Raw genomic sequence first — 18912 nt, forward strand, 5'->3', positions numbered from 1 at the left:
CCTGGCGTGCAGAAGGCCATGCGGGAGGGGTCGCCCGCGAATCCCTCGACGTGCAGGGAGCGCTCCCAGGGCGGGCGCGATAACCTGGGGGCAATGGCCATTCAGCGCTCCATCCTGCTCATCGCGGACATCGGCGGGTACACCCGCTTCATGCGGACCCACCGCATGTCGCTGGCACATGCGCAGGAGATGGTGGCGTCACTGCTCGAGGCCGTCATCGACGCGTCCAGGCCGCTCAAGCTGGCGAAGCTGGAGGGGGATGCCGCGTTCCTCTACGTCCCGCTCGAGAGCGACGCGCAGCTCACCTCCGTCGGGCGGACGGTGGCGGACATCCGCCGTGCGTTCCTGGCCCGGCAGCAGGAAATCTCAACCAACCGGCTGTGCTCCTGCCACGGGTGCGTGGAAGTCGACAGCCTCGACCTCAAGTTCGTCGCCCACGTGGGAGAGGTCGCCTTCCAGAAGGTGAAGCGCCACACGGAGCTGGCGGGCGTGGACGTCATCCTCGTGCACCGCATGTTGAAGAACGAGGTGCCGGTCCGGCAGTACCTGCTGATGACCGACGAGCTGCTGCACAACCTGGAGCCCACCCTCGGCCGGTCCGCGCGCTCCCTCCTTCACGACTTCGAGGGCATCGGCCCGACGCAGACGCACTACCTCGACCTCGCGGAGCTGGCCGCCGACCTGCCACCCGCCCTGCTCAAGAGCCTGCCCGCGCGCTGGTGGGAGCGCATCGTGATGAACGCGAAGGTGCTTCCCTACTACCTCGGGCTGAAGGAGCCCTGCCGGGACTTCCACAACGTCGAGAAGGGCTGAAGGGCCCCCACCGCGCACGAGGCCTTCACGCCACAGGCGGTCATGCGGGCAGGGGCGCGCGGCCTCACGTCCGGCTAGAAGTTCGAGTAGTTCGAGCCGTTGTACAGGCGGAGGTAGGTGCACGTGCCGGCGGTGTTCCACGACACGTAGAAGTAGCCGCGGTTGCTCAGGGCCAGGTTCCAGATGGAGGACACCGTGGCGTCCGGGATGCAGGTATAGGTGCTGGGCGTGGTCGCGCCGCCCACCGTGAACCGGGCGTAGAAGCTGCGCGTGCCGTCCTCGTACTCCCGGAAGGAGGCGTACGAGGTCGTCGTCGAATCCTCACGGAAGCCAATCATGTTGCCGGAGCAGTAGCCCGAGCCATCCGCATACTGGTAGCAGTTGGCACTCTGCGACTCGAGGCCCGCGCTCGCGACGGAGGCGAAGCCAAGGGTGGCCAGCGCCACCACCGGGGTCAGCGACTTCAGGGACAGGGACTTCATGGTCTTCTCCTTCAAGGGGCCAGCACATGGCCGGGCCCCGAATGGGGGTTCAGGTGGATTGCTTCCAGGAGCGCGTGACGCGTCCTCCCGGGGTGCTTCCGTCAGGCAGACACCTTCTCCGCCCGGGGTGTCGCGCGGGCGCTACGGCAGCCCGTCGGCATCCTCCGAGGGGGTGAGCCGGTTCTGGTTGATGGCGACGACGATTTTCCGGCGGAGCGCCTCTGCCTCGGCCCGGCCGCCGAGCAGGGCGAGCTCGCGGCGAATCTCGCGTACGTCTTCGGCTGTCATGCGCCCGCTGGACACCATCCGCTCCACCAGCCCATCGGCCCGTGCCGCGGCCGCGTGCTGCTCCGGAGTCAGGTTCGGAGGTGGCGCCGGGGGCTCCGCGGCTTGCGGACCCGCGGCGAATGTCCCGGACTCCTTCAAGAGGGTGACCATCCGCGCGGCAATGGCATCCAGGTCCTCGGCGGTGGGCCGTGCCGCGCCCGCCTCCAGGGACGGAGGAATCCCCGCCGCGTTGCCTCCAGCAGGCATGACGGGAGCCGGCGCCGGCAGCGCCCGGACGGCTCGGCGCAGTGACGCGACCTCGTCGGCCAGTTGCTGCATCCGCAGCTCCTGGGCCTGCTGTCCCTGGCTCACCGCGAGCCAGCTACCCACTCCGCATCCCAGGGCCAGGACGAGGCCCGGGAGCCATCCACGCAGGGCATTGACAGACATGGCGGCTCAGAAGTTGGCGTACTGGCTGCCGTTGTTCAGGTACAGCGAATAGCAGGTACCCGAGGTGTTCCAGTAGATGGTGAAGTACCCGTGGTGGTTCATCGCCTTGGTCCACTGCGCGCCCGTGACGGCATCCGGCGTGCACGAGACGTACGTCGTCGTCGTGCCAGACGTGTACGCCCCGTAGAAGTACTTGCTGCCGGAGTAGTACTGCGAGAAGTACGCGTACGTGTTGCTTCCGGAGTGGTTGCGGAAGCCGAGCATGTTCCCGTAGCAGTAGCCCGAGCCATCCGTGGCGTTCTTGTAGCAGTACGCCGACTCCGTCTTGGACCCGGCCAGCGCCGCGGGCGCCGCGACGAGCGCCGCCAGGGACACGACCGGCGTCAACGTCTTCAGGATTCGCTTCATATGATGCTCCCCCCTCATGGGAGTTCAGATGTCCGGGGAAATCCCGAACACAAACACCAACGGGGGAGCACGAATCCCTTCGGTTGAATCCTAACTATTTCTGGAAGCCAGGCCCCTTCTCGAAGAAGGGCCCCGGGCGCCAATGCCACACGCCCGGGGCCCTTCCCTCACCTCACCTCACGCCCGCGCTTCGGCCTGCGCCGTCTGGAGCGCCTCCGGCACTGGCTCGTATGAACCCAGACGCATGCTGGCCTGGGCCCGTCCCTGCGTGCGGCCGCGCAGGCCCGTCACGTAGCCGAAGAGGCTGGCCATGGGCACCCGCGCGGAGACCACCCGCGCGTTGCCCCGGGCCGCCATCCCCAGCACCCGCCCGCGCCGCGCGGACAGGTCCCCGAGCACCTCACCGAGGTACTCCTCGGGCGTCGTCACCTCCACCTCCATCACCGGCTCCAGCCCGAGCACGCCCGCGCTCCGTGCCGCTTCCTGGAGCGCCAGCGAGCCGGCCATGGCGAACGCCTGCGGCGTGGAGTCCTTCACGTGCGTGTCGCCGTCCACCAGTCGCACCTCCACGTCCACCAGCGGAACGCCGTCCCGCACGCCCCGCGCCATGGCGCCGGCCACGCCCTTCTCGATGGCCGGCACGAGCTCCCTCGGAATGCTGCCGCCGCGGGTGTCGTCCACGAAGACGAGCCCCGCCCCTCGCGGCGCCGGACCCACGTCCAGCACCACGCGGGCGTACTGCCCGGGCCCGCCCGTCTGGCGGACGTGGCGGTACTCCTGGCGCACCTGGCGCCGGAGCGTGTCGCGGTACGCCACCTTCGGCTGTCCCACGCGCGCCTCCACGCCGTACTCCGTCAGCAACCGTGACACGACCACCTCCAGGTGAAGCTCACCCATGCCGGACAGCAGCACCTGGCCGCTCTCCGGGTCCACGCCCACGCGCAGCGACGGGTCCTCCGCCGCCAGCCGGTGCAGGCCTTCCTCCAGCTTCGTCAGCTCCGCGGGCGAGCGCGCCTCCACGGCGAGGTGCACCACGGGCTCCATGACGCCCAGCGACTCCAGCACCACCGGAGCCTCCACGTCGCACAGCGTGTCGCCCGTGCGCACGCCCTTCAGACCGAGCGCCGCGCAGATGTCTCCCGCGTACACCTCCGCCACCTCCTCGCGGCGGTTGGCATGCATGAACATGAGCCGTCCAATCCGCTCCCGCTTCCCCGTGGAGGGGTTGAGCAGGACGGTGCCCGCGCGCAGCGTGCCCGAGTACACGCGCAGGAAGACGATGCCGCCCACGGACTTGTCGCTCATCAGCTTGAACGCCAAGGCGGTGGGTGGACCCGCGTCCGACGCGGGACGCAGGACACGCTCATCCGTGCCGGGGACACAGCCCTCGACGGCGGCGAGGTCCGAAGGCGCGGGCAGGTAGTTGACGACGGCATCCAGCAACATCTGCACTCCCTTCTTCTTGAAGGCCGACCCGCCCAGCACCGGCACCAGTGTTCGCGCAAGGGTGCCCGAGCGCAGCGCGCGCTCCAGGTCCTCCGCGGTGACTTCTTCCAGCCGCCCTTCCACGAACTTCTCCAGCACGCCCGCGTCCACGTCCGCGGCCGCCTCGATGAGGCGCTGCCGGTACACCTCCGCCACCTCACGCAGCTCCGCCGTGAGGGGCTCCTCTCGGTACTCGCCCTCGTCGCCCTCGAAGACGACGGCCACCATCCGCACCAGGTCCACCAGGCCGCGGAACTCCGAGCCCTCGCCGATGGGCAATTGCACCGCCACCGGACGCGCGCCGAGCCGCTCCTCGATGGACGCGACGCTCATGGCGAAGTCCGCGCCCACCTTGTCCATCTTGTTGAGGAAGGCGATGCGCGGCACGCCGTACCGGTCCGCCTGCCGCCACACCGCCTCCGACTGGGGCTCCACGCCCTGGCTGGCGTCGAACACCGCCACCGCGCCGTCCAGCACGCGCAAGCTGCGCTCCACCTCGATGGTGAAGTCCACGTGTCCCGGCGTGTCCAGGATGTTGATGCGGTGGGGCTGTCCCGCCGCAAGTCCTCGCGTGGGCTTCCAGAACGCGGTGGTGGCCGCAGACGTGATGGTGATGCCGCGCTTCTTCTCCTCCGGCATCCAGTCCATCTCCGTGGAGCCGGTGTGCACCTCTCCCGTGGAGTGGATGCGGCCGGTGAAGAACAGGACGCGCTCGGTGAGCGTCGTCTTGCCCGCGTCGATGTGGGCCATGATGCCGATGTTGCGGTACCGCTCGATGCGCGTGTTGCGAGACATAAAGGACTCTCGTTCCCGTCGGGCAGCGAGGCCCGCGGGTGGCTGAAGACAGACAACCGGTTGGAATGGGACGGACGGGTGTCAGTGCGCCGGGCGGGCACGCACGCGAGACACGCCGGAGGGGCACGGAAGGCCCACTCCGGGACGCGTGAGGGCACACGAGGGCACTGACAGAGCGGAGGCGGAGCCGGGACTCAGGACACGCGGGAACCAGTCAACCCGCGGGCCGGAGGACACCGGTCCGCCAGCTCAAATGTCGAGCAGAACCTCGTGACGGGGGGCGAGGCACACGTCCGCCGCCGGCGCGATGTTGCGCGCAATCAGCAGGGCGATGTTGGAGACGGGCCTCATGATGCAGATGAGATAAAGCACCCGAGCAGGCTTGTCAACCCGGGTGCCCGTGTCTGTGTTTCGGCCGCTCAGCTGCTCAGGGCCCGGACGCGCGCGGCCAGGTTCTGCGTGAAGAGCCGGAAGATGCGCAGCGCCGCGGCCTCGTGGGTGTCCAGGTAGTGCTGGAAGCCGGCGCGGGTGATGCGCAGCGCCCGCACCGACGTGCGCGCCTTCACCTGCGCGGACACGGGGGCGTCCTGCACCAGCGAAATCTCGCCCAGGTGCGCGCCGGGCCCCAGCGTGTTGAGGCGCCGCGCGTCCGGCTCCGAGCCGCTGTAGACCTCCACCGTGCCCTCCAGCAGCACGAAGAGGCCCACGCCCTGCGCGCCCTTCTCCAGCAGCACCGCGCCCGCGGGGATGAGCACCTGCCGCGCCACGCGGTACAGGTCCTTCATGTCCTCCAGGGACAGCTCGCCGAAGATGGGGATGGCCTTGAGGTAGCCGTAGCCATTGGCCTCGGGCGCCGAGGCGCTCGCGGGCAGCCGCGCGATGACGGCGTCGGCCTCCGCCTCCATGCCCATGCGGCGCAAGAGCCGCGCCTTCTCGGCGGCCAGCGCCGGGTCCGCGCGCGCGGCTTCCGAGCCGCGCATCGTGTCCGCCAGCAGCGCCAGCGCCCGCCGCGTGAAGCCCTCGCCGTCCAGCAGCTTGCACATGCGCAGCACGGACTCGAGGTGGCGCGGGTCACCCGCGGGCACGCTGCCCAGCGCTTCCACCTCCGCGTGGGACTGGCCCAGCTCGCGGTAGAGCACCGCCGCCTCGTAGGGGCGTCCCAGCCGGACCAGGCACTGCGCCATCGGCTCACGCGCGCCCAGGCCGCGGTACACCTCCAGCGCCCGCTCCAGCGCGCCGCCGCGCTCGAAGGCCGCCGCCGCGCGCTCCGCCTGACCGGCGCGCAGGTACGCCTCCGCCGCGTCCACGTAGTTGCCGCCCTGGACGTGCAGGTCCGCCACCAGGGCGTCCGTGCCGCAGCCGGCCAGGAGCCGTGCGGCGCCGGAGAAGTCACGCGCCTGCCGCATCACCTCCGCCAGCCGCTGGCGCTCCGCCACCGGAGCCTGTGCGGCCTCCTTCTGGAGTCGCTCGCGCTGCGAGGAGCCCAGGTCCTCGTAGAGCTGCGCCGCCCGGTCCGGCTCGGCGAGCATCATCAGCGCCTGCAGCGCCTGGAAGGCGCCCTCTCCCACCGCACCGGCGCGTGCGCCGTCATCGTCGAGCATCTCCACCTCGGACCGTGACATCTCTCGTCCCCCCGATTCCGGGATGTTTTGACCCACTGTTGCAGGGGCCGGGAGGTGCCCGGCCCTGACGCCCCGGAAGACAGGCCGAGGCTATATCACCGTGACACGCCGCTCGACGTGACGACCCGGGCGGAGGTGTCGGCGCGTGGACGCCCGCCCGCCTTCGGAGCCCTGCCGCTCAGCGCACGAACACCAGCTCCGTGTCGAAGATGAGCACTGAATACGGGGGGATGACGCCGGGCACCCCGTCCTCGCCGTAGCCGAGCGCCGAGGGGATGACGAGCCGGCGCGAGCCGCCGACCTTCATGCCGGCGATGCCCTCGTCCCACCCCTCGATGACCTCGCCCTGTCCCAGGCCGAAGGAGATGGGCGGCCCCCCGCGGCTGCTGTCGAACTCCGTGCCGTCGGGCAGCCAGCCGGTGTAGTGCACCTGCACCCGCTTCAGCGCCACCGCCTCCGCGCCCGAGCCCACCACCAGGTCCTGGATGTAGACGCCGCTGGGGAGCAGCGTCATGGCGGACAGGTCCACCATCAGCTCGTCCGCGTACGTCACCTTGGTGGGGTCCCCGGAGTCCGGCGACCCCGAGGTGTCGTCTCCACACCCGAGCAGCAGGACGAACAGGGTACAGAGCAGCAGCGAGCGGAGCATGGAGTCCTCGGAAACAGGGGCCGGAAGTCGACCACACGAATGGAGGGAGCCTGCCCCGCCCCGGCACCGCGGGAAAGGGCCGTGTGCCCGCGGCCTGCCTGCCACCCTGGAATACAGGGGCGCTCCGAGCAGGCTTCCGTTATGCAGGAGCCGCCATGCCACGCTGGGTCAGCCTCCTCCTGTTCTTCATCCCGGTGCTCCTGCTGCTGCTGGGCGGGCACGTCTATCTCTACCGCCGGCTGGTCCGTGACGTGACGGAGCGCCGCGGCCTGCGCCGCGCGGCCGGGGCGCTCTTCACGGTGGGCTTCGCCGGGGCGTTCGGCGCCCGGGCCCTGGGCGCCGTCCTGCCCTCGGACGCGTCGCGCGCGGTGGGCATCGTCTTCCTCGTGTGGATGGGCCTCGTCCTGTACCTGCTCATGTTCACCCTCGCGGTGGACGTGGTGCGCACGGTGGCGAGGTGGCGGGCCCGCCGCCAGGCTGCTTCCGGTGCGGCGCCCTCCCAGCCCGAGTCCCCGGAGCGCCGGGCGCTGCTGGGCCGGGGCCTGGCGCTCGGCGCGGGGGTGGCGGGCGCGGCGGTCTCCGGCTTCGGCACCTGGCGCGCGTTCCACCCACCCGACGTGCGGGACATCCCCGTGCGCCTGCCCGGCCTGCCCAAGGCGCTGGAGGGCTTCACGCTGGTGCAGCTCACGGACATCCACATCGGCGGCGTGTTGCAGCGCCGGTTCGTGGACGAGCTGGTGTCGCGCACCAACGCGCTGAAGCCGGACCTCATCGCGATTACGGGCGACCTGGTGGACGGCTCCGTCGGCGCGCTGGGCCCCTTCGTCGCGGGCTTCGGCGCCCTGCGCGCCCGCCACGGGGCCTTCTTCGTCACCGGCAACCACGACTACTACTCGGACGCGGACGCGTGGGTCGCCTTCTTGACGGGCCTGGGCATCCAGGTGCTGCGCAACCGCTCGGTGACGATTGGCGACAGCGCGGCGTCCTTCCAGCTCGCGGGCGTGGACGACTGGAGCGCGGACCGGATGGGCGAGCCCGGGTATGACCTGGACGCGGCGCTGCGCGACGTGCGGGCAGACCGCGCGTCGGTGCTGATGGCGCACCAGCCCTCCAACTTCGACGAGGTCGCCCGGCGCGGTGTGGGGCTCCAGATTTCGGGGCACACCCACGGCGGGCAGATGTTCCCCGGCACGATTGTGGGCGACCTCATCTGGGGCGACCGCAACGCCGGGCTGAGCCAGACGGCGCAGTCGCTGCTCTATGTCAGCCGGGGTTGCGGCTTCGTCGGCCCGCCCATGCGGGTGGGGGCTCCGCCGGAAATCGCACGGCTGGTGCTGCTCCCCGGGTAGGCTCCACCCCGGTGAGGCCGCTCGTCCGCCCTCCTGCCCGGAGGGCCAGCGTTCCCTGTATCCCCCTGTGTTTCCGGCGGCTTGGCGGAAGCGGCGGGGCGGAGCGGACTTCCGGAAACATTCTTCGGAGTGGGCCGTACGGGGAGACGGGAGATGGGGAGTCCAACGGACGAAGAGCTGATGGAACGGTTTCGCGACGGCGCGCAGGATGCCTTCGAGGCGCTCTTCACCCGCCACTCCGGCCGGGTGCAGGGCTTCCTCGCGCGCATGGTGCGCAGCGGCCCACTCGCGGAGGACCTCTTGCAGGCCACCTTCCTGTCCGTCATCCGCTCCCGGGGCCGGTACGAGTCCGGCACCCGCTTCCTGCCGTGGCTGATGACCATCGCCGCGAATGCCGCACGGGACGCGCTGCGGCACCAGCGCCACGTGGACGCGTATGCCTCCCAGGAGGACACGTCCGCGCCCACGTCGGTGCAGCCGCCGGCCGGTGACCCGAGCATGCGCCGGCACCTGCTGGACGCGCTCCAGCAGCTCCCTCCGGACCAACGCGAGGCGGTGGTCCTCAGCAAGGTGGAGGGGTGGTCCTTCGAAGAGATTGCCACGCTGCGAGGCATCAGCGCGGGCGCGGCGCGCATCCGGGCGCACCGGGGCTATGAGCGGCTGCGGGCGCTGCTGGGCTCGCTGGAGGAGGCACGATGAGCCCGCCCGTCGACCTCGACTCGCTCCTGTCCGAGGAGCCGCCCCGGGACGCCTCCGCGGCCGCGCGCGTCCTCGCGGCGGCGCAGGGGGAGCTGTCGCAGCGGCGCCCGGTGCGCGGCTGGCGCACGCAGGCGCTGTGGCTGATGGCGGCCTCGGGTGGACTGTCGCTCGCGGTGGCGGGGGTGCTCCTGGCGCTGGGAGTCACCTCCGGCGCCTTGCTGCTGGGCCGCGCGCACCTGCTGGTGCTGCTGCTGGGCACGAGCGCCGTGTGCGCCTGGGGCGCGCTGTCTCCGCGCGGGCGCGGGGTGCAGCGGCTGGGCGTGGCCCTGGCCATGGTCAGCGCGGCCGTGCTGGTGCTGGCGCGGGCCACCCCGCATGCGGTCTCCACCGTGCCCGAGTGGGTGTGCACGGCCAGCCACGTCGCGGTGGGCGCGGTGCCGCTGGTGGTGGCGCTGCTCGCGCTGCGCACCGCCGTGTTCCAGCCGATGCGGGCCCTGGTGGCGGGCCTGGCGGTGGGGACGACGGGGGCCTTCCTGGGTGAGCTCGCGTGCGAGCGGGACTGGCGGCATGTCGCCGGCTACCACCTGCTGGCGTGGGGGCTCGTCGTCGTCGCGGCACTGGTCATCTCCAAGTCGCTCAAACCCCGCTCCTACGCGCCATGATCCAGGACCCCTCTCTCATCGTCTGCAGTGACGTGGCCGGCGCGCCGGCGCGGATTGGCGAGACCGTGAAGGTGGTGAGCCGCTCTGACGACGGCACCATCAGCCAGCGCTTCCTCGGGCGCACGGGCGTGGTGGTGGGGCTCGTCTACGACGACCCGGCGAGTCAGTACCCCGAGGACCCGCTCATCCAGGTGCGCGTGGAGGGGCTCGGCGAGGACCTCTTCTTCCCCGAGGAGCTGGACCTGGCGCCCGAGTGGGCCCGCAACCGCATTGCCCAGCACCGGCAGGCCACGCGCGAGGTGGGCAGGCCCGGCGCGGACCGCATGCCGTGAGGTGAAGCCGCCGCGTCCTGACGACCTCCGGTGTCACAGCTTCGCGCCTCCGACGTCCAGATGGGACGGAGGCTGCGATGGACCAGTCGAGGACATGGATTGTCGGCAACCACGAGCTCATCTTCGAGGCGCCGTCGCACACCCTCCGGGCCATCGTTCGAGGGTGGATTACGTACGAGGATGGCGTGAAGTGGGTGGAGATCATGCGCGAGCTGGCCGGCCATCCCCACGTCGCCCGGCCCGTGTACTGCGTGGTGCAGATGACGCCGATGCTGCCGGAGTTCCCCCAACCCCGGCTGTCCCAGGAGGCCCGCCAGTACCTCGCGAAGAACAGCAACTCCGACTGGTTCAAGGCCATCGTCTACGTCGGCGGAGGCCTCCTCCAGAAGATCACCGCCAAGGGGCTCACCGTGGCCATGCTGCTGTCGGGCCGGAAGCGCTTCGACGTCGAGTTCGTCGACAGCCAGGAGCAGGCCCTGCAATGGATTGCGGAGCACGGGAAGCGCATCCGGGGGGTGCCGCGCTGACGGAGGGGGTCTGGAAGTCGCGGTGACTCCCCCGGTAGCGTGCGGGCCGGGCGCATGCGCCCGGGACGTGGGGAGGCACGCGGATGAGCGACGAGGCGCGGGGCGGACGGGGACGACCTCCACCGGAGGAGGACCCGGCGGCGCCCACCTTCGTCCCCTCGGCCGCTTCCGGCGAGGCCGACACGGCCACCTGGTCTTCCTCCGCCGCGAAGCAGGCCGGCCACGTCATGCCGGAGCCCGGGCATGTGCTGGCCGGGCGCTACACGGTGCTGGAGCAGGTGGGCCAGGGGGGCATGGGCCTGGTGCTGGCCGCGTATGACTCGCGGTTGGACCGGCGCGTGGCCCTCAAGCTGCTGCGCTACCGGAGCACCCTGCCGAGCGCCACGGCCGGCGAGGCCCGGCTGGTGCGCGAAGCCCAGGCCATGGCCCGCCTGTCCCACCCGAACGTGGTGGCGGTGTACGACGCGGGCTCGCTCGACGACGGCTCGGTGTTCCTCGCCATGGAGTTCGTGGAGGGACAGACGCTGCGAGGCTGGCAGGAGTCCCGGCCCCGCCCCTGGCGCGAGCTGCTGGCCGCCTTCATCGCGGCGGGACGGGGCCTCGCGGCGGCGCATGCGGCGGGGCTCATCCACCGCGACTTCAAGCCCGACAACGTGCTGGTAGGAAGCGACGGCCGCGTGCGCGTGACGGACTTCGGCCTCGCGCGCACTGGCACGGGGACGGCCACGCACGTCGAGGTCTCCCCTTCCCTCGCCCTCTCCGCGGAGTCCTCGCTGAGCGGCTCGCTCACCCTGCCGGGCGCGCTGATGGGCACGCCCTTCTACATGGCCCCCGAGCTGCTGGAGGGCCAGCCCGCTGACGTCCGCAGTGACCTGTATGCCTTCTGCGTGGCGCTCTATCACGCGCTGTATGGACAGCCGCCCTTCGCGGGCCAGAGCCTGTCGGAGCTGCTGGGCTCGCGGCGCGCGGGGCCGGCGGCGCCTCCGGCCCGCTCGGAGGTACCGGCCTGGGTGGCGCGCGCCGTGCTGCGCGGACTGAGCGCGGCACCGGAGGCCCGCCCCGCCTCCATGGCGGAGCTGCTGGCCGCGCTGGAGAAGGACCCCGCGGCGCGAAGGCGCACCCTGCTCCGGAATGGGGCGCTGGGCGTGCTGCTCGTGGGCCTTGCCGCAGGCGGAGTCTGGCTCCAGCGCGCGCGGGAGCCGGGGTGCGGCGGACAGGAGGTGCGGCTCACGGGCATCTGGGACGCGGCGCTGAAGGAGCGCGTCCTGAAGTCGCTCTTGAGCACCGCAGCGCCCCACGCGAAGGACACCGCCGAGCGCGTCGGCGCGGCCCTGGACGGGTACGCGGACCGGTGGGTGAAGCAGAGCACCGAGGTCTGCGAGGCCGCGCGCGGCGACACCGCGGGCCCCCTGCGGTTGATGCAGCTGCGCGAGTCCTGCCTGGAGCGCCGCCGCGTCCGCCTCCGCGCCACCACGGAGCTGCTGGCCCAGGGCGCCGACCGGGAGCTGCTGGACAGGTCCGTGCAGGCGGTCCAGGCCCTGCCTCCCGTGGAGGACTGCGCGGACGTCCGGGCGCTTACGGCGGCGGTGCCTCCACCGGAGGACCCGGCGACGCGCGCGAAGGTGGACGCCCTGCTGGAGCGGGTGGACCGGGTGGACGCGCAGCTCGGTGCGGGCCAGTACAAGCAGGGCCTGGCCTCGGGAGAGCCGCTGCTCGCGGAGGTGGCGGCGGTGGGCCATGCACCGTTGCACGCGCAGGTCCTCCACCTGGTGGCGCGCCTGCGCGAAGGCGCGGGTGACTACCCCGGCGCGGAGGCCCAGGCGCGAGAAGCGCTGGCCGTGGCCGCGCGCGGGCATGACACCGTGCTCATGTCGCGCGCGATGAGCCACCTGGCCCATGTGGTGAGCAAGCGGCTGTCGCGGCCCCAGGAAGCCATTGCCCTGCAGCCGGCCATCGACGCGCTGGCGGAGGCCTCGGAGGACGACGGGGTGCGCGCCTACGCCCACGGAATCTTTGGGGGCGTGCTGATGGAGCTGGGGCGCTACGAGGAGGCGAAGTCGAGACACGAGAAGTCGCTTGCCCTGCGGATGAAGGCGTTCGGGCCCGAGCACCCTTCCGTGGCCGAGGCCATCGCAAACCTGGGCACGGTGTCGTGGTGGCTGGGGCAGAACGAGGACGCCCTGGACAAGGCCGAGCGCGCGCTGGCGTTCCGCCAGAGGGTGCTCGGTCCCAAGCACCCGGACACCCTCAAGTCGATGATGGGCGTGGGCGCTGCCCTCAAGGAGCTGGGACGCAACGAAGAGGCCCTGGAGAAGTTCGAGCGCATCGCGGCGCTCAACGAGGAGCTGCTCGGCCCCGAGCACCCCGCCTTCGCCACCGCGCTGAGCAACCTGAGCATCGCGCTGCTCGACGTGGGGCGGTACGAAGACGCGCTCAGGACGTCCGAGCGCGCGCTGGCGCTCCGTCAGAAGGTGCTGGGCGCGGACGGTCCGGGCCTGGCCAACGTGCTCCTCACCACGGGCAGCGCGCTGCTGGCGCTGGGGCGCTCCGAGGAGTCCCGCGGCTTGCACGAGCGCGCCCTGGCGCTGTGGGAGAAGTCGCTGGGCCCCGACCATGCGATGGTGACCACCGCGCTCGTGGGGCTGGGGGAGACGCTCGTCAAGCTGAAGCGATACCCGGAGGCGGAGGCACGGCTGCGGCGCGCGCTGAGCGTCATGGAGAAGGCGTTTGGCAAGGAGCACCCGAGCCTGGCGTATCCGCTGATGGGGCTCGGTCAGGTGTGGCTCGAGCGGGGCAAGCCGGCCCAGGCGCTTCCGTTCCTTCATCGCGCCCTCACGCTCGCGCCGCCGGACGCCCATGCCGGGGTGCGCTTCATCCTGGCCCGAACGTACTGGGAGCTCGGCGGGAAGGACCGCTCACGCGCGGTGGAACTGGCCCAGGAGGCCCGGGATGCGTGGCTGCGCAAGCACCACCCGAAGGCCGCCGAGGCCTCGAAGTGGCTGGCGGCGCACGGCCTGCACTGAGCGGCGCGCGGAGCTGTGAAGACGATGACGCCCGCGACGCAGTTCGGGCATGCAGGGGGTCTGCTAGTTTGTCAGCTCATGACGAGGCGCTACGGAAGGGGAATCGTGACCGAGTTCCCTGCGAATATCGGTCGCTTCCTCGACACAGTCGACACGGTGCTCAACAGCAACACGCTGCTTCTCAGGCTGTCGTGGAAGACGGCCGTCGCGCCGGACGCACTTCCAAGAGCCCTGGCGCACTTCATTCAAAGCGACGCGTTTCGTAGCGAAGTCTTCCGGCAGATGGTGGACCAGAGCGCCTGGACCGATGAGGCAAGCACTGCGTCCCGTCGCCTGGTGGTCGAGCCTCTCGAACTGGCAGTCCGGTCCGTCTCCGGTGTCGCGCTGGTGTCCCGCCTGTTGTGGATGCTGACGACGGAGGAATGCAGCTGGTACCGGAAACACATGCCTGTCGCGGATGCGCTACCCCTGGTGCAGAGGCTTGTCGTCGACCTGCTGGGGGCCCAAGTAGAAGCGGATGACTCCCTTCTCTCCGTGGAGGCCCTCGCGCACTCGATTCCGCGAGGTTGGAGCTTCGCGCAATTGGCTCCGAGCTTTCTCTATTCGTCCGGCTACTTCGACAGCGGCCGACGGGAAGCCCCCGAAGAGGCGCTGGCGTACTTCGATGGAAGCAAGGCCGATGGGTGCCTTGTGATGCACCGGGGCGCATCCGGCTGGATGCTCCTGACGAATGGCTGCCCATGAGTGCACTGAAGAAGGAACAGTGACATGGATTGCTTCGCGTACACCTACGTCAGCGCATAAGAGGGATGGGGGCCCTGTTGAGGGGAGGGAGGGTGCAGAGGGGCCGAGGAGGGCCGCTGCCGGGACCTGCTCGGCCTGTACCTGCGGATGTAGCCGCGGCGTCATCCGGCTGAGCGGGGCTTGAAGACCCCGTGGCGCCTGGCCGCCGCGCGCTGAAGCGGGCCGTCAGTCCTTCGAAGTCTTGGGAGGGAACTCCGCGAGGAGCTTGGGGACGGCCTTGCCCAGCCACTCCTGTATCTCCTGGTTGCTGGCCCCGGGCGACAGCTCCCCCTGGGCCGTGCCCCGCCACATGAGCTTCTGCGCGCGGGCATCCATGATGTCGATGTCGAGCACGCCCTTGGAGAACTCCTGCTTGATGGGCCTGGACTGCATGCTCGGGTAGGGGTTCTGGTATGGGCCCTGGTTGGGCGTCTGCGGAGGGTTCGGGTCCAGGCCCGGCATGACGGCGCCCTGGAAATTGATGGAGCTGGCCCACCGGATGAGGAGGTCCGGCGTCGCGCCCGCCTCCACGCGATGGTAGCCGCGAGACGCGAGATAGGCGTCCACCGACTTCTCGACGCTCGTGTCCGCGGCGCCCTCCCCCGCTTTCTTCGCAGCGGGCAGCCAGGCATAGGTGCGGTAGCCGCTCGCGGCCTTCATGGCGTTACCGTCGTGCTGGGTGCTCACGTCGATGCCCACGCAGGCGGTGAAGACGAGGGCCAGCAGCGGGACAAGGCTTCGGGTCGGCATCCACATGGACATCTGGGTCATCCCCATTCGAGAGAGGGCAGAGGGGCGAGGTTGAGCGCCAGCATCGCACGCTTCTCGAGGAGAGGTCCTTCGCTGGCACCGGGTCTGTCTCCGGGCCGATGCATCCTCCGATTCACCGCATCCGGGGTGGAACGTCCTGCGTTCATGGGGACGGTGAGCGCGGGTCGGCGGGCCGGCGAGGGCCTGGAGGCGCGTGAGCCATCCGGGCCCACGCGCCCGGGTCACTGCTGCTCGGAGAAGATGAGCTCGAGTCGCACCGGGTGGTGATCGCTCAAGGCGGTCCCTCCGTCGGCCGGCACCGCAAGCCCGGTGACGACGGACGGAGTCGCGGTGCCAAGCTCCTCCTTCAGGCCTGGCGTCGACACCATGTGGTCGAGCACGAGCCTGGCGGGGATGAACGTCACCTGGCCCGACTGCTCCAGCGCACGGGAGAGGACGGTGTTCCCGGCGTCGCCCTCGAAGGTTCCGAAGAACTCCGCGGCGCGCCGATCTCCGAACGCCTCGTTGAAGTCTCCGAGCAGCAGCACCTCGTCCTCGCCAGCGCTCTCGATTCTGGCCAGTTGCTCCACGAGCGCGTGGGCCGAATCAATTCGCTGCTGTTCGTCGGTCACGGTCGTGCCCGCCTTGAGGTGGACGGTCATCACCGAGAAGTGTGCGTCCACGCCGACCACACCGAAGTCCGCCCTCAGCGCGGGGCGGGGGAACAGCGGGGACGAGGTGAAGAGCACCTCGCTCGTTCCGAGCGAGACGGTCGAGGTCCGCCACAGCAGGCCGACGCGGATCGGCGGGGTGGCCGCCTGCGGCGTCCCGAGCAGGCCCTGGTACCCGGGCATCGCCCCCACCAGCGTCTGGAATGCCGCGGAGTCCGCCACCTCCTGCACCGCGATGACATCCGCATCCAACGCTTGCATCGCCGCGGCCACGCGCGCGGGAGCCTCCGGCGTCGCGGGAAACTGCTTCAGGTTCCACGTGGCGAGGTGGAGGGTTGCCTTCGCCGGTTCCGTGGGAGGGGCGCCCGCGTCCGGAGAGTCGTGGGGGGGCTTGGAATCGCCGCAGCCGGCCCAGAAAGCCACCGGCGCAATCAGCGACAGGGAAAGAACGAACTGGAGGAATCGATGACCGTGAGTCGTCATGGCGACCGCGACTCTACCTGCTTGCCATGTCCAAGACGGAATTTGAGTTCGTGGAGGAGGAGCCTGAACCCGCGGTGGCGTGCGCCTTTCGCCCTGGACGTACAAGCCAGGCTGTCGGCAGATGGCCATGAGCCAGTACCCAACGGGCGCTGGTTCCAGGGCAGGATGGGGGCATGCTCGTCACCGAGGATGCACTCCGAAGGTTCGTCGTCTCGCTGCGCAAGGGCTCCACGTCCGCGGAGCCTTCGCCGGCCGTTCGGGACTTCGCGGAGCGTGCCCGCACGCTCGACCCGCGCAGCCTCGTCAACGAGGGCACGGCGCTCCTGAAGCAGGAAGAGGACGCCACTGTCGCGCGCGTGGTGCTGCGCACGCTGCGGGGCCTGCGGGGCGACATCGAGGAGCATGGCCGGCACAGCGAGTACGCTGGTGAGGCGTCGTTCGTGAAGCGTGCCATCTCCACCTGGGAAAAGAAGGTGGAGGACGACGCGGAGGATGTGCTGCTCACCGACGACCTCGAGGCGTCGCTGGTGGCGGTGGTGCATTCGTGCGACATCACGCCCGCGGAGCTGAAGGACTGGAACGTGCTCAGAAAGTGCCGCCGCCTTGCCACGGCAGTCACAGCGCTCGTGAAGAAGCCTGTCTCGCCGTGGTTCGCCGAGCTGGTCGCGGCATATATCGGCCGTGAGGTGTGGCGCATCGCGAAGAGCGTGCATGCCCAGTCCTGGCAGTCGAAGCTCGATGACGTACCGGTGCTGCTCGGCCTGCTGTCCAGGCTGGGGATGCCTTCCATCTTCACCCCGCGCGTGCTGCGCGCAGCCAACCTGGCGGTGCTCACCCACAAGCACGCGCCCACGCGTGAGGCCCTGACCGCGATGGGCGCGCCCAAGGCTTCCGCCGCGGACGCGGAACGCGCCGAGCGCAGCAGGCGAAGGGCCGCCGTGATGGCGGAGGTCCGCGCCGCCAATGCGCGGCGGGCCGCGAAGACGGTGGAGAGGGGAACGAAGCCGCCGGGGCGAGCCACGAAGACCGGGTCGGGGCCTGGGAAAACCCTGGGCCAGCCCACGAAGGTGGGACCGGCGCCCGCGAAGACAGCGGGCCGGGCCAAGAAGGTGGCACCGGCGCCTGCGAACACAGCGGGCCAGGCCAAGAAGGTCGCTGCAAGGCCTGTGAAGACCGATGGGCGGGCCGCGAAGACGACAGGACGTGCGACAGTCGTCGGTGTCCGAAGCCGGGCCTGAGGGCCCCAGGCCACGGCCCGTCGGGCCCTCCATCAAGGTGGGCAACACGGACCACGGCCGTACCGTCCCGAGCCCCTGACGGGCCTGACGACGCACGGCCCGCGCGGAGTCCCGCGCTGAGCTGTGAAGAAGGCGGCACCCACATGCCCTCGGGTGTCCCTTCCGTCGGCGGGGCGGCTCTCTACCCTTGCGGGACCTCGAATCCCGGACGGAGGGCGCCGCACGCCATGACGCGCGAGTTCGCCATCACCGCCCCGTCCCCCACCCTCTCGCTGGGCTCGGACGGGCGTGGCGAGGTGGCCTTCACCGTCACCAACGTCACCGGGCTCGCGATGCGGGCGGCGGCGAGGCTCTTGCCCGAGCCTCCGTTGAATCCGGAGTGGCTGAGCGTACGCGGCGCGGAGCACCGCGACATGCCACCGGGAGCGACGGAGGTCTTCACGGTGGGCCTCCAGGTGCCCCCGGGGGCGCCGCCGGGTCCATACACGTTCCGCATGGTGGTGGCGGACCTGGACCTTCCCGACGAGCGATTCGCGGAGGGCCCCACCATCGCCGTGGAGGTGCGCCCCGCGCCGCTGCCCGCGAAGCCCTTCCCCTGGTGGTGGCTCGTGGTGGGCGGGCTCGTCATCGCGGGCGGCGCCGTGGCGCTGTTCCTCGGGTTGCGCGGCGAAGAGGCCGAGCCCGGCACGTGTCCGGCCGGACAGGTGACGTGTGGAGACCGGTGCATCGACGTGCAGTCGGACGCGAAGAACTGCGGCGCATGTGGGACGGCCTGTGGCCCGGAGGAGGTCTGCGAGGGAGGCGCCTGCGAGTGCTCGGAGGGACGGGAGCGCTGCGGGAACGTCTGCATCGACACGCGCCAGAATGACCGGAACTGCGGGGCCTGTGGTGTGACGTGCGGCGCGGGGCAGTTCTGCCGCGACGGCCGCTGCCAGTGCCCGTCGGGCCTGGGACTGTGCGGCGAGCGCTGCGTGGACACACGCAAGGACACGCAGAACTGCGGTGCGTGCAACACGCGCTGCGGAGCGGGCCAGGTGTGCACCGACGGCCGCTGCGCCTGCACCGGGAGCCTCACGCTCTGCGGAGGCCAGTGCGTGGAAACGGACACGGACGAGCAGAACTGCCGCACCTGTGGCACCCGCTGCGCGCCGGCGCAGCAATGCGTGGGAGGCCGGTGTCAGTGCAACTCGGGGCTGACGCTGTGCGGAAGCAGCTGCGTCAACGTGCAGATCGACAAGAACAACTGCGGCCGCTGTGGCGCCACGTGCGCCACGGGCAGGACTTGCAAGAACGGCACGTGCGTCACCGGCGTCACCACGCCGTGTGCCGTCGGGCAGGTGCTGTGCCCATGCACGGGCACGTGCATCCTCAACACGACGTGCGTGAAGCTGTGCGCCGCGGGTGTGCAGCCGAAGTGAGCGGCG

The 18912-nt window shown here is 70.8% G+C and carries 18 protein-coding genes; 10 read left to right on the plus strand and 8 right to left on the minus strand.

All coding sequences use genetic code 11. The features are described 5' to 3' along the window. Positions 1-93 precede the first annotated feature (93 nt). On the plus strand, positions 94-813 hold the full coding sequence (locus ACX9TP_RS26740) for a DUF2652 domain-containing protein (protein ID WP_482973448.1): 720 nt from the start codon (positions 94-96) through the stop codon (positions 811-813). Positions 814-887: 74 nt separating this feature from the next. On the opposite strand, the gene ACX9TP_RS26745 is transcribed toward ACX9TP_RS26740, so the two are convergent. From ACX9TP_RS26745 to ACX9TP_RS26770, 6 genes are all read right to left on the minus strand, one after another. After that, complete coding sequence (locus tag ACX9TP_RS26745) at positions 888-1295, minus strand: hypothetical protein (protein ID WP_482973449.1); 408 nt, start codon at positions 1293-1295, stop codon at positions 888-890. A 141-nt stretch (positions 1296-1436) separates the two neighbouring features. Then, a complete protein-coding gene (locus ACX9TP_RS26750) occupies positions 1437-1952 on the minus strand; it encodes a hypothetical protein (RefSeq protein WP_482973450.1) in 516 nt (171 codons plus the stop codon). Between the two features lie 66 nt (positions 1953-2018). Beyond that, positions 2019-2420 (minus strand): hypothetical protein, encoded by a 402-nt coding sequence (locus ACX9TP_RS26755; RefSeq protein ID WP_482973451.1) that lies wholly within the window; start codon positions 2418-2420, stop codon positions 2019-2021. A gap of 177 nt (positions 2421-2597) precedes the next feature. Continuing rightward, a complete protein-coding gene (fusA, locus tag ACX9TP_RS26760; RefSeq protein WP_482973452.1) occupies positions 2598-4700 on the minus strand; it encodes an elongation factor G in 2103 nt (700 codons plus the stop codon). 419 nt (positions 4701-5119) lie between these two features. Next, a complete protein-coding gene (locus ACX9TP_RS26765) occupies positions 5120-6322 on the minus strand; it encodes a cyclic nucleotide-binding domain-containing protein (RefSeq protein ID WP_482973453.1) in 1203 nt (400 codons plus the stop codon). 178 nt (positions 6323-6500) lie between these two features. Next, the gene (locus ACX9TP_RS26770; RefSeq protein WP_482973454.1) at positions 6501-6971 is read right to left on the minus strand and encodes an FKBP-type peptidyl-prolyl cis-trans isomerase; all 471 of its coding nucleotides are present in this window, start codon (positions 6969-6971) and stop codon (positions 6501-6503) included. Between the two features lie 155 nt (positions 6972-7126). On the opposite strand from ACX9TP_RS26770, the gene ACX9TP_RS26775 reads away from it, so the two are divergent. The 7 genes from ACX9TP_RS26775 (at position 7127) to ACX9TP_RS26805 (ending at position 14307) form a co-directional block, all read left to right on the plus strand. Next, positions 7127-8320, plus strand: a complete 1194-nt coding sequence (locus ACX9TP_RS26775; protein ID WP_482973455.1) for a metallophosphoesterase — start codon at positions 7127-7129, stop codon at positions 8318-8320. Between the two features lie 153 nt (positions 8321-8473). Then, the gene (locus tag ACX9TP_RS26780; protein ID WP_482973456.1) at positions 8474-9019 is read left to right on the plus strand and encodes an RNA polymerase sigma factor; all 546 of its coding nucleotides are present in this window, start codon (positions 8474-8476) and stop codon (positions 9017-9019) included. Next, the gene (locus ACX9TP_RS26785; protein WP_482973457.1) at positions 9016-9681 is read left to right on the plus strand and encodes a DUF1109 domain-containing protein; all 666 of its coding nucleotides are present in this window, start codon (positions 9016-9018) and stop codon (positions 9679-9681) included. The genes ACX9TP_RS26780 and ACX9TP_RS26785 overlap by 4 nt, the downstream gene beginning before the upstream one ends. Further along, positions 9678-10013, plus strand: a complete 336-nt coding sequence (locus tag ACX9TP_RS26790) for a Carotenogenesis protein CarS (protein ID WP_482973458.1) — start codon at positions 9678-9680, stop codon at positions 10011-10013. Before ACX9TP_RS26785 ends, ACX9TP_RS26790 begins: the two co-directional genes overlap by 4 nt. A 77-nt stretch (positions 10014-10090) precedes the next feature. Next, positions 10091-10540 carry a hypothetical protein gene (locus ACX9TP_RS26795; RefSeq protein ID WP_482973459.1) on the plus strand — a complete coding sequence of 150 codons (450 nt, stop codon included), beginning with the start codon at positions 10091-10093 and terminating at the stop codon, positions 10538-10540. Positions 10541-10623: 83 nt separating this feature from the next. Further along, positions 10624-13563, plus strand: coding sequence for a serine/threonine-protein kinase (locus tag ACX9TP_RS26800; protein WP_482973460.1), 2940 nt, complete (start codon positions 10624-10626; stop codon positions 13561-13563). A gap of 105 nt (positions 13564-13668) precedes the next feature. Further along, on the plus strand, positions 13669-14307 hold the full coding sequence (locus ACX9TP_RS26805; RefSeq protein ID WP_482973461.1) for a hypothetical protein: 639 nt from the start codon (positions 13669-13671) through the stop codon (positions 14305-14307). Between the two features lie 225 nt (positions 14308-14532). On the opposite strand, the gene ACX9TP_RS26810 is transcribed toward ACX9TP_RS26805, so the two are convergent. Both ACX9TP_RS26810 and ACX9TP_RS26815 read right to left on the minus strand, forming a co-directional pair. Further along, positions 14533-15096 (minus strand): DUF4136 domain-containing protein, encoded by a 564-nt coding sequence (locus tag ACX9TP_RS26810; protein WP_482973462.1) that lies wholly within the window; start codon positions 15094-15096, stop codon positions 14533-14535. Between the two features lie 242 nt (positions 15097-15338). Next, positions 15339-16040, minus strand: coding sequence for an endonuclease/exonuclease/phosphatase family protein (locus tag ACX9TP_RS26815; RefSeq protein ID WP_482973463.1), 702 nt, complete (start codon positions 16038-16040; stop codon positions 15339-15341). A gap of 383 nt (positions 16041-16423) precedes the next feature. Between ACX9TP_RS26815 and ACX9TP_RS26820 the strand changes: the two genes are divergently transcribed. Both ACX9TP_RS26820 and ACX9TP_RS26825 read left to right on the plus strand, forming a co-directional pair. Continuing rightward, on the plus strand, positions 16424-17488 hold the full coding sequence (locus ACX9TP_RS26820; protein WP_482973464.1) for a hypothetical protein: 1065 nt from the start codon (positions 16424-16426) through the stop codon (positions 17486-17488). 227 nt (positions 17489-17715) lie between these two features. Beyond that, positions 17716-18906, plus strand: coding sequence for an MXAN_6577-like cysteine-rich protein (locus ACX9TP_RS26825; protein WP_482973465.1), 1191 nt, complete (start codon positions 17716-17718; stop codon positions 18904-18906). The last annotated feature ends 6 nt before the right edge of the window (positions 18907-18912 follow it).

The sequence above is a fragment of the Pyxidicoccus sp. M15 genome (assembly GCF_056858435.1).

What these genes read in the sequence shown, in the direction of transcription:
- ACX9TP_RS26800 (WP_482973460.1), top strand. Translation starts at nt 10,624, where the DNA reads ATGAGCGACGAGGCGCGGGGCGGACGGGGACGACCTCCACCGGAGGAG.
- ACX9TP_RS26795 (WP_482973459.1), top strand. Translation starts at nt 10,091, where the DNA reads ATGGACCAGTCGAGGACATGGATTGTCGGCAACCACGAGCTCATCTTC.
- ACX9TP_RS26775 (WP_482973455.1), top strand. Translation starts at nt 7,127, where the DNA reads ATGCCACGCTGGGTCAGCCTCCTCCTGTTCTTCATCCCGGTGCTCCTG.
- ACX9TP_RS26740 (WP_482973448.1), top strand. Translation starts at nt 94, where the DNA reads ATGGCCATTCAGCGCTCCATCCTGCTCATCGCGGACATCGGCGGGTAC.
- ACX9TP_RS26780 (WP_482973456.1), top strand. Translation starts at nt 8,474, where the DNA reads ATGGGGAGTCCAACGGACGAAGAGCTGATGGAACGGTTTCGCGACGGC.
- ACX9TP_RS26810 (WP_482973462.1), bottom strand. Translation starts at nt 15,096, where the DNA reads ATGCCGACCCGAAGCCTTGTCCCGCTGCTGGCCCTCGTCTTCACCGCC.
- ACX9TP_RS26765 (WP_482973453.1), bottom strand. Translation starts at nt 6,322, where the DNA reads ATGTCACGGTCCGAGGTGGAGATGCTCGACGATGACGGCGCACGCGCC.
- ACX9TP_RS26825 (WP_482973465.1), top strand. Translation starts at nt 17,716, where the DNA reads ATGACGCGCGAGTTCGCCATCACCGCCCCGTCCCCCACCCTCTCGCTG.
- fusA (WP_482973452.1), bottom strand. Translation starts at nt 4,700, where the DNA reads ATGTCTCGCAACACGCGCATCGAGCGGTACCGCAACATCGGCATCATG.
- ACX9TP_RS26790 (WP_482973458.1), top strand. Translation starts at nt 9,678, where the DNA reads ATGATCCAGGACCCCTCTCTCATCGTCTGCAGTGACGTGGCCGGCGCG.
- ACX9TP_RS26755 (WP_482973451.1), bottom strand. Translation starts at nt 2,420, where the DNA reads ATGAAGCGAATCCTGAAGACGTTGACGCCGGTCGTGTCCCTGGCGGCG.
- ACX9TP_RS26745 (WP_482973449.1), bottom strand. Translation starts at nt 1,295, where the DNA reads ATGAAGTCCCTGTCCCTGAAGTCGCTGACCCCGGTGGTGGCGCTGGCC.
- ACX9TP_RS26785 (WP_482973457.1), top strand. Translation starts at nt 9,016, where the DNA reads ATGAGCCCGCCCGTCGACCTCGACTCGCTCCTGTCCGAGGAGCCGCCC.
- ACX9TP_RS26820 (WP_482973464.1), top strand. Translation starts at nt 16,424, where the DNA reads ATGCTCGTCACCGAGGATGCACTCCGAAGGTTCGTCGTCTCGCTGCGC.
- ACX9TP_RS26770 (WP_482973454.1), bottom strand. Translation starts at nt 6,971, where the DNA reads ATGCTCCGCTCGCTGCTGCTCTGTACCCTGTTCGTCCTGCTGCTCGGG.